Source organism: Candidatus Chordibacter forsetii (assembly GCF_964187505.1).
GTDB classification, from domain to species: Bacteria; Verrucomicrobiota; Verrucomicrobiia; order Opitutales; family Seribacteraceae; genus Chordibacter; species Chordibacter forsetii.
In genome coordinates, this window is the sequence record NZ_CAXLML010000214.1 from 1 (window position 1) to 9838 (window position 9838).

Annotated in this window: 5 protein-coding genes and 1 pseudogene; 2 read left to right on the forward strand and 4 right to left on the reverse strand. The window is 49.3% G+C overall.

Annotated elements, in window-relative coordinates; translation table 11 throughout:
• The 4 genes and pseudogenes from ACKPQ4_RS09260 to ACKPQ4_RS09275 all read right to left on the reverse strand — a co-directional run.
• Positions 1-867 (reverse strand): annotated as a pseudogene (locus ACKPQ4_RS09260) (hypothetical protein); the annotation flags it as partial.
• The gene (locus ACKPQ4_RS09265; RefSeq protein WP_407680900.1) at positions 864-1400 is read right to left on the reverse strand and encodes a sigma-70 family RNA polymerase sigma factor; all 537 of its coding nucleotides are present in this window, start codon (positions 1398-1400) and stop codon (positions 864-866) included. The pseudogene ACKPQ4_RS09260 and the gene ACKPQ4_RS09265, both read right to left, overlap by 4 nt.
• A gap of 162 nt (positions 1401-1562) precedes the next feature.
• On the reverse strand, positions 1563-4769 hold the full coding sequence (locus tag ACKPQ4_RS09270; protein WP_407680901.1) for a DUF7133 domain-containing protein: 3207 nt from the start codon (positions 4767-4769) through the stop codon (positions 1563-1565).
• A 56-nt stretch (positions 4770-4825) separates the two neighbouring features.
• Positions 4826-6973, reverse strand: a complete 2148-nt coding sequence (locus tag ACKPQ4_RS09275) for a sulfatase-like hydrolase/transferase (protein WP_407680902.1) — start codon at positions 6971-6973, stop codon at positions 4826-4828.
• Positions 6974-7172: 199 nt separating this feature from the next.
• On the opposite strand from ACKPQ4_RS09275, the gene ACKPQ4_RS09280 reads away from it, so the two are divergent.
• Together ACKPQ4_RS09280 and ACKPQ4_RS09285 are read left to right on the forward strand one after the other, a co-directional pair.
• Positions 7173-8630 carry a c-type cytochrome gene (locus tag ACKPQ4_RS09280; protein ID WP_407680903.1) on the forward strand — a complete coding sequence of 486 codons (1458 nt, stop codon included), beginning with the start codon at positions 7173-7175 and terminating at the stop codon, positions 8628-8630.
• Positions 8627-9838, forward strand: a 1212-nt coding sequence (locus ACKPQ4_RS09285) for a hypothetical protein (RefSeq protein ID WP_407680904.1), incomplete at its 3' end; no start/stop codon positions are given. The genes ACKPQ4_RS09280 and ACKPQ4_RS09285, both read left to right, overlap by 4 nt.

The following is a 9838-nucleotide window of genomic DNA, read 5'->3' on the forward strand; positions in this document are numbered from 1 at the left end:
CTGAGGTGCAGTAATCGTTGCTCCACCTTTGGATTGGTCGGCGATATCATCTTTACTTGGAGAAGATATGGTGGGGAACTGGAATTGCTCGGTTCCGTCTCCAGATTCAATCCGGGTTAAGATTTTATGAGAGCCGGGTTCCACAAAGATGGCTTCTCCTTTTTGGAGAAGATGGGTGTCGTGGTCGTCTTCCACCACCAGGTTTACCTTTCCCTGGGAAACTTCCAACCGGCTCAAACCATCGGGAGCAACCGTGGCACTGAATGCGGTACCCAAGTCGACGAACCTGGAACTCGGAGTTTCTAGAGTAAATCCCTGGCTTTCCATGGAATCGGCCAACACTTCAGCCGATCCGAGAGTGAGGAAAACAGCATTTTCACCCTTCACTTCAAGGATGCTTGGTCCGGTTAGCTCAACCAGTGCACCAGTGTTAAATCTCAGTTTGGCATATCCTTTCGAAAGTTCAATCCTTTGACCTGTCCGTATGGGATCGCCCAATCCCGGTCTAAACTGCTGGTTGATCCATCGGCAATCATCCAAATGATCAAAACGGGCAACTTGTAGCGGCTTTTCTGTGGACAATGTAAAAGAGCTTATCCAAATCATTACAGCCAATATAGCAGCTATGGCAGGCATCCATAGAATCAATGATTTTTTGGTTTTGGTTCCCTGTACGAATTCTGAAAGAGACGTAGTTTCAGAGACAATTGCTGAAAGGGTGGAATCGATTCTCGCATAGGCGATAAAGTCCTTACACAGTTGACTGTCGGCGAGCATGTCCTTTTCCAATTGAAGCATACCTTCCTTCGAAATCTCACCACTTAGGTAAAGGCCAACCCTCTCCATTTGTTTGCCTGAAGATTTCATGCTGTTGTCCTTTCTTTTTCCAAGGTATCTCTCACACAATCAGCCAGGGCCATCCGTGCACGGTGCAAAATTTTATAGATCGACATGGGGGTTCGTCCTTCCCGTTCGGCTATTTCTTTAATCTTTAAATCTTTGGCATAAGCTTCACAAACCAAGGCAGAGTGCTTTGGGGGAAGTTTCGCCAGGCAGGATTTTAGTGCTTTAATTTCATGACCACTATCAATACCTATCTCTTCTGATTCGAGGGCAAGTTGAGTAATCAGCTCCTCCCCAAAGATATGGCGGTCCCGTGCTTTGTCTCTGCGGTATGCCAATACTTCAAAACGGGCGACCCCAAAAGCCCACCTCCTGAAATTTTTCAAGTCATCTAACTGGTCAAATTTTCTCCAGAGCACCGCCGCAGTATTTTGCATGACCTCGCGTGCATCTTCAATTGTTGGAAGGAGTGAGCGTACAAACCCACGGAGAGACTCTTCGCAATCTACATAGAGGCGAAGAAATGAATCATGTGAATCGATCTGTGATGTGGGCATCTCATTTCATATACTCCAATGTGATTAGTATTTTGCCGATTTTTTATTGATTTATGAGGCAAAAATTAATTTGTCTCAAAGACTGTGTAGCAAGATTTTCTTAATCAATACTGCTTTCTCCAAACTTTCAACTATCGGGTTGGAACGAGAAGCACTATCCAATTACTTTTTAACTGAAAGTCCTACAATGTAATCGAGTAGGGAGGCAAATTCCTTGACGGAGAAATTGTGCATTAGACCGGCAGGCATCATCGAGTTGGGCATTTTGGTGCGCTCGGTAATATCTGCTTTGGCAATTTGATGCTCCTGGCTGGCCATATCCCTCATAATTAATTGATTGGTGGTCTCGGAGGTAATAAAACCCATAACGGCATTGCCGTCTTTCAAAGTAACCAAGTTGGTAGCAAAGCCTTGGGCAATGGATTTACCTGGGTTGAGGATAGCTTCTGCGAGTTCATTTCTGGGGTAGATCGCAGCAATGTTACCAAGATAGGGCCCTTTCTGGGGATCATCCTCGCTCACGGTGTGGCAGGTGTTGCAGGCCGCTTTGGTAAATATCGCTTCCCCGTGGGCAGGCACTCCTTTGGTAGCATTCACCTGTGCAAGGGCATCTACTACGGAGAGAGTGGAAACTTTTGGAGTGGCGTCGACTTCATTAAGGTCGATTTTGAAATGCCTCAGAGCACGTTGTGCAGCGGCACGCACAGCCTTGTCTTGATCTGCAGTCGCTTGGATAATTTGTTCGTCGTAATTTCGATTTTTGAGATCGACCGCCGCATTGATGAGGACGACCCGTCGGGCAGGATCCGCCCAGTCGGACTCGATTAGATCCTTGGAGCTCGCTTTGGCCTCGGCATTGGCATTGGACCGACCGGTAATTTCCATTAATCCAGCGTAAGCCCAAAAGGTACGCCTGGCTTTGGGCTCCCCTTTGGCAATTTCTGCAAGCTCTGCCTGATAGGCGTCTATCCGTCCATTGTTTTTAAGGTATAAATCTTTGGCAGGGCGTAAGGCAGTCCAATTACCCTGCGCTTCGATCGCCACAATACTATCGATGATCGCACTGAGATATTTTAAATCTTTTCCGTTCAGTAAACATTTTACGATGGTGCTAAGGTCATACCCTCTCATTTTATCCTTAGCGGGAGCGGCGGCCAAAACATCGAGTCCGTTTACAGGTGGGTCTTTGAGACCAGAGAGCTGGGCGGATAAAACGGGGATTAAACTTGAGTCGTACTTGGCGGATTCGATCAGTGAGTTTAAGGTCTCGTTGTCCTGAATTCGGTTGCTTCCAAGCAGGGAAAGGTATTCACCCACCTGATCTTTGGATAACTTCCAGAGGGCCTGACGCAGGGCAGTGAGGATGCGTTCGGACTGTTCCCAGGTGACCATTTCGTAGTAGGGGCCACGGGTATCGGGGCGCCCGCCCCAGTGCTTGCGATCCCATGGTTTTTCTTGGTGGTAGAGCCGGGCAAGAATTTCGAAACTGGGCTTGAATAGTAAGTTTTCTCGGTCAGCAAGTATGGGAAGCAAGGCATCGACCACTTCTTTTTTGTGCATCCTCATCAGAGCAAGGGACGCTCCACGAATTTGCGTGCTACTTGAACTTTTATGTGTAAACACACGAAGGGTTGGCTTATGGGCTCCCAGTTGGGCAAGCCCACGGTAGGCTACATGAAAAAGGGTGGCATCATGATGACCAAGGCTAGAGGAGATTGCTGGTGCCACTTCCAACAATCCTTGCCGGGTGGCGGCTACAATTGCTTCCAAACGGGTGCGGGGATCGGCACTTTCCGCACCGGCAATCAATAAATCGACGGGGGCAGAACCAGGTTTCCCAGAAGTGCGGAGGTCGATACCAAGGTCTCCCAGGGCACGCATCACCAAGGCAGACAGGGTGAGGTCGGAGGCAAGCGGACGGAGATGTTCGATCACTTGTGCGGCATTTTTCGACAGAATTCCTCTTTGAGAAAGAGTAAACAGGGCGAGAGCCCGCGTGCGAGCAGCTTTAGATGAGTCAGCGGCAACTGTTTGTAAAAGAGCCGTTGTGTCAGCCGATTGCTTACGTCGCAAAAGCACGCGCTGGGCGGCGAGGGCACGCACCTGGCTTTCGCCTTCAAAAATTTTTACGAGTTCAGGGTCGGTAAGTTTTGGAAATTCAGGGAGTTCTTCAGGGCTGAAGTCTTTGGGACGGGTTTGGATAACATATCCATGTTTGGGTCCCTTCCAATTGAAGCTGGATGGCCCTTTCCAACTGGCTTGGTAGACCCTACTCATGCCATCGATATCGGCATCGGTAGGGCGGGGAACATTGATGAAGCGCTCTGGCTTGGCGGTTTCCACAAAGCCGGCACCCCTGCGCTCCACGGTGTGCTTCCATAAGCCGGAAGTTCCCCAGTCGCAGGTAAGCGGGGCATGGTTCCATTTTTCAGGAAAGCCAGGTTCGTGTAAATACATGCCCCCGCAACCGGAACCACCGCCGTAATCGGCGAGAGGAGCAATAATTTCCTCGGGAAAGTTTAAATAAAGCCGGGGGTAGCCATGATCGTCCAGCCCGCTGAAGTGGTGAAATCGTACATTCCACCCGCCGCCGTCGTTAGTGTTGTCGCGTCCGAATAGGTCGAGCAGGGGGCTAGTGGGTACGGCAAGAATATTGCGGGTGCCGTAGGAAAATAGCTCAATGCCGGAGCCGTCAGGGCGCACGCGGACCACGCCGCCTCCACGAACCTGCAGTTTACGTCCATCGCTTCCGGTGGCCTCAAAAAATCCAAAATCCCCGGTGGAAACATAGAGCCAACCATCAATACCAAGGTCAAGACCGTTGGTGGTGTGGTCGGCCGGCCGTTCCTTAAAACTGAAAGCAATGTTATCGACTAGGCGTTTGTTTTCCTCGGCCACACCGTCTCCATCGCGGTCGTAATAAACCGAAAGGTGCGGAGGATGGAGAACATAGAGTCTGTCCTGATCCCAAATCAGCCCGCGGGGGGAGTCGATCGATGGGATGAATTCGGTAACTTCGTCGGCTCTGCCGTCTCCATCTTTATCCCGAAGGCGGAGCACCCGTCCCCGGTCTTTGTCGCGGCCCAGAGAGCCACATCCATCGCTGGAAACATAGAGGTCGCCCGCTGGAGATGCGGCAACATAGACAGGGTAGTTGGCAGTTTGCCAGGGAGCGTAGAGGGTTAATTCAAAACCATCAGGCACTTTTACACCAGAAAGTATCTTGGCTTCCTCTTCTTCGCTTAACTCAACAATACTTGGTTTAATGTTGCCCGATTTTGCGTAGGGATCCGCAAAAAGGGTGGTGGATAGAAAAATTCCACTGAGGCACGAAAATATAAAAAGTGATGAAAGAAACGTTTTCAGCATGAAAATAAGTTTATTTATTAGATTGAACGGAGCAACCACACAAATAGCTGTAAGTTCTAATTTTGGCTCAGAATCTGCCTGATTTGAGCTGTTACTTGTTTCCCAAGAAGGGAGGAGCCCTGAGGGGTGAAATGAACATCTCCAGGCTTGCGAAAGAAAGAGGCATCAATGGAGGAGCTTAGTTTGTGCAAGTCATTAATAGCTATGCCATGTTTAATCATAATTTTCTTGGCAGCTTGATTGTATTTAATTTCATCACCCGCATGACGCCCAGGTTCGCCATTGGGTACCTTGGTAGTGGTTGCCCAGATCAATTTAGCCCCGCTTTTTTTGAGTCGAGCGACTAATTTCTCAAGGTTTTGGATGTACTGATTAAGAGGAACAGATTGCTGACCGTTTACCTTATCACGGTTGCCTACAATTTTACTTTTTTCGCTTCGATAGCAAAGATCATGAAGCCCCCAGTTAAAATGAATCACATCCCAGTCTGTGTTGCCTAGCCAGTCATCAAGTGCGGCAAGACCGCGAATAGTATCTCCACAGTTGGCTTTTGCCCGACTAACGAATACTTGATCCTGCAAGGAAGCGACCACCTCGGGTGTGTATCCAATAGAGATAGAATCTCCTATGATAAAAGCCTTGGGGAGGTCTTTTTTGCTGGGCTTACTTTGAGCACTCTTACCTTTAATATCGCGGGCTGGGGTGTAGAAATTTTGCTGTTTTTTAGAACCTGAATATTTGAGGTTGGCAGTGGGCATTAATGAAAGAGTCTGGTTAATCCACTGGTCGAACATTTTTTTCATTTGTTTGACCATGCCCAATCTTTGTGCGGCAAGATTAGTTTGTTCTCCCCGGTCTTCTGAAAGGTTGTAGAGTTCGGTGGACGAATCCTCGTAGCGAATGACCAGTTTGTAGTCACCCATGCGTATGGCTCCGGATGGGCCCATACTGTTAATGTGGTGGTAGTGGGGATAGTGAAAATAGAGAGCTTCGCGACCGAGTCTTTTCTTTTTGCCATCGAGCAGGGGTTGGAGGGAAACGCCATCAAGGTGTTGTGCGGGTTCCAGGGGGAGGCCGGCAAGATCGAGCAGGGTGGGGTAAAAGTCGGTGCTTACCACTGGTTCGTTCAAGGTGCTTCCTCTTTGTTTAAGAATAGGGGCATCAATAATCAGGGGCACACGGATGCCTCCTTCGTAGACCCAAGCCTTGCCTGCTTTATTTGGTAGAATAGATGTGACGGAAGATGGGGTGGATCCAGTGGATAAGCCTCCGTTGTCGGAACAGAAAAGAAGAATGGTATTTTCGCGGAGATTGAGTTTATCGAGGGTCTCGATGACTCTGCCCACATTTTCATCTAGGCTTTCTACCATGGCAGCATAAGTGGGGTTGTCCTGGCGGGAGTCGGCAAAACTGTCGTGAACAGCAACTCCGTGGGCTTTCTTTTTGTCTAAACCCATCTTTTTCGCTTTTTCCTGATATTTTTTGAGCAATTCTGGTTTGGCTCCCAATGGTGTGTGTACGGTGTAAAACCAGAAGTTTAAAAAGAAGGGTTCGTCCTGCTTATCCTCAATAAAGCCGATGGCGTGGTCGGTTAAAACATCAGTTAGGTAGTCGCCTGGTTTGCCATCTTCAAGCCCAGGAACGTTTGTGCTGGGGTGTTGTTTGCTTTGGTAGGGAAATAAGAAGGAACCAGGCTGACCCATTTTGTGCCCGGCAATATTGAGGTCGAAGCCATGGTTTTCCGGGTAATGTTCGTTTCCCTTTTGGTGGTGTGCCTGCAGGTGCCATTTGCCAACATGGGCGGTGGCGTAACCATGTTTTTTAAAAGCTTCGCCAAGGGTAAGGTCATTAATCGGCATGTTTCCCTTAACAGTAGGTGGCTCGAGCTGGTATTTTGGTCCTCTGGCTCCAGCACTTCCGCTGTGGTTGGTCAAACCGATCCTGCTAGGGTATTTCCCCGTAAGGATACTTGCTCGGGTGGGAGAGCAGACAGGGTTGGCGGCATAAGCATTGTCAAAAAAGGCACCTTTTCGGGCTAAGGCATCGAGGTTAGGTGTTTCGTAAAAGGTACTACCCGTAAATCCGAGATCGGTGTACCCGAGGTCATCAACCAGAAAAAGGATAACATTTGGCTTCTCCGTCCGCTGAGCATGGATGGAGCCGTTTAATACTAAGCAAAGAATAAATGATTTAAGTAAATTCATACTTATCGAAATTTCCCCAATAAATTGTATGAAGTCGAGATTCGATTTGAGAAACTAATAAAATTTAATCTGAGGTATAAATTAATTTTTAAAATTAAAATTTACCTGGTCCCTTAAATTTAACTTGGCGTAAATCGACAGAAATTTTTCGCAATTTGCGGGTTCCGATTTAAGAGAAATATTAGTATTTCAAAACAAGATGAATTTAATCCCACTCTTATTTTCCGCCCTGGCTCTTTTTACCCTGACTGTGAACGGGCAAAGTGGACCTGTATTATATCAAACTTATTGCTCTGCTTGCCATGGTGCTCAGGGGCAGGGAGGAGCAGAGGGAGCAGCCCCTCCATTGGCCAAGAGCCTGTGGGCACAAGGAGATCCTGATCGGATGATCAAGGTTGTGCTTCACGGATTGATGGGCGAGATCGAAGTGCTGGGTAAGGAGTACAATTTGGTCATGCCTCCGCAGGGAGCGGTGCTTAGCGATGGTCAGATCGCCGCGATTCTCACTCATGTACGCTCTTTGGGTAATGGTGGGGAAAAGGTTTCCACAGATCGAGTGGCGGCGGTACGGGCCAAGTATGAGGAGCGGGAAGCTTACTGGAAGGGCGATGAATTGCTCAAGGACCACCCATTGCCCAGCCCTCCTGGTCCTCTGAAAAACCTGGTACGCAAGTTTTATGCTCTGCGCAAAGACCAAAGATCAATACCCGACTACGCCAAGCTGGAAGCCAATGCTTCGGCCAGACAACCCAATGGACTGATCAACCTGGAGGGCTATTCCGAGAAAGATCATTTCAGTTTGGTCTGGGAAGGTGAACTTAATGTGAGGCGTGAGGGGCAATTTTCTTTCACTCTAGATTCGGACGATTTATCTGCTCTGTACATCGATGACAAAAAGGTGGTGGAAGTTCCCGGCTTGGGGGGAATGGGTAGGGCAAAAACTGGTAAGGCCACCCTTCATCCGGGTGTGGTGAAAATTCGGGTGGAATACTTGGAATTTACTGGATTTACTGGAATTGCCGCAAGTTGGGCGGGACCGGGCATTCGGGGTACTCAATCTCTCAGCTCCACCAAAGTGGTAAGTAAACAGAAACCCAAGATCAACTTGATTGAGCTCAAGCCAGAGGGTAATAGGGCAGTGCACTACCGCAATTTTATTGCCGGTACGGGGAACCGTTCTTTTTCGGTGGGTTATCCTGGTGGAGTGAACCTGGTATTTAATCAGGAAAACTGCGGGCTGGAGTTGCTTTGGTCTGGCCGATTCATTGATGCAGGGCCCAGATGGAAAAACCGGGGGACGGTGCGGTCTTTCCCTCTAAGTGGACAAGTTTACCATCTGCAGAAGGGCAGTCCCTATCCGGGGCGTACTTTTTCTTTTCAGGGAATGGAGTTGGATGATCATGAATATCCAACATTTTGTTACTCAGTGGATGGTCTTATTGTGCGGGATCGGCCCCAACCCGCTGACAAGGGTATGGAGCGAATCCTAACCATCGAGAGTGCAGGGGTTGGAGAACTTGTCTTTGCCCCGCTTTCCCGACCCGTACCTGGGTTTTCACTTGAATGCCGCGGACTTGTCGCTCGGCAGGACGGTACCTTCCTTCTCCCTCTGCTTAAGGGAGACAACTCCTTCACCTTTCACTATGGCATCCTATGAATCAATTTTTTCCAATTTTCCTGTTTCCTGTACTCCTGCTTGGAGCGGTGACCGCATGGGCTAATAAATTCAACAAGGAAGCCCTTGACCCGCACATGTCGAAGTACTACCTCCGCGAGGAAATCCCCATGCCCAAGGATGTGGTCTTCGAGCCCGGTTCGATCGCTCTGCTTCCTGACCAGCGGATTGCTGTGGGCACGCGCCGGGGAGAGGTCTGGATCTGTGAGGGTGCTTATGGAGATGATTTGTCCAAGGTTAGCTGGACACCCTATTTTAAGGGCTTGCATGAACCTCTGGGGATGTACTGGCAGGACAGTGCTCTTTACTACACCGATCGTGAGCAATTTGGCCGATTGGTCGACCGCAATGGAGATGACCGGCCCGACTGGGTGGAAACCATATCTGCACCTTGGGGGTTAACCGGGAATTATCACGAATATGCTTTTGGAACCACGCCCGATCCACAAGGTAATGTATTCATTACTCTCTGCCTAACCGGCTCATTCAATGCCAGTGCTCAGTGGCGTGGATGGGTCATGAAAATCGCCGCTGATGGCACCGCCACGCCCTATGCTTCCGGTGTGCGTTCTCCTGGTGGAATTGGCTATGATGCCGAAGGTAACCTCTACTACACCGATAATCAGGGAGTATGGAACGGTACCTCCTGCCTCAAACATGTGGTGGAAAAGAAATTCACCGGTTGTCCCATCGGTAATGTTTATTACAAGGACGCTCCCAATATGGGGCCACAACCACCCGACCCAATAAACCAAAGCAGGATAGTAAAAGAGCGTGAACGCATTCCCGAACTCGTCCCTCCTGCCGTCCAGTTTCCTCACGGCGTAGTCGGGCAGTCGCCCACCGCGGTTATCCCAGACCATACCGCTGGAAAATTTGGGCCTTTTGCCGGACAACTCTTGGTGGGCGAGCAGACCCACTCTGAGGTACAACGGGTTTTCCTTGAAACTGTAAATGGAGTCAGACAGGGAGCGGTCTGGGAATTCCTCTCCGGATTCGAGGCGGGTATTGTACCCATGCGTATGGCAGACCAAGGAACCTTGTTTATTGGCGGAACCAATCGGGGTTGGGGCTCCCGTGGATCTAAGCCCTTCACCTTCGAGCGGGTGCGGTGGAAAAATGTGGTTCCTTTTGAAACCAAGACCATGGAGGCCTTGCCCGATGGGTTTCGCCTAACCTTTACCGAGCCG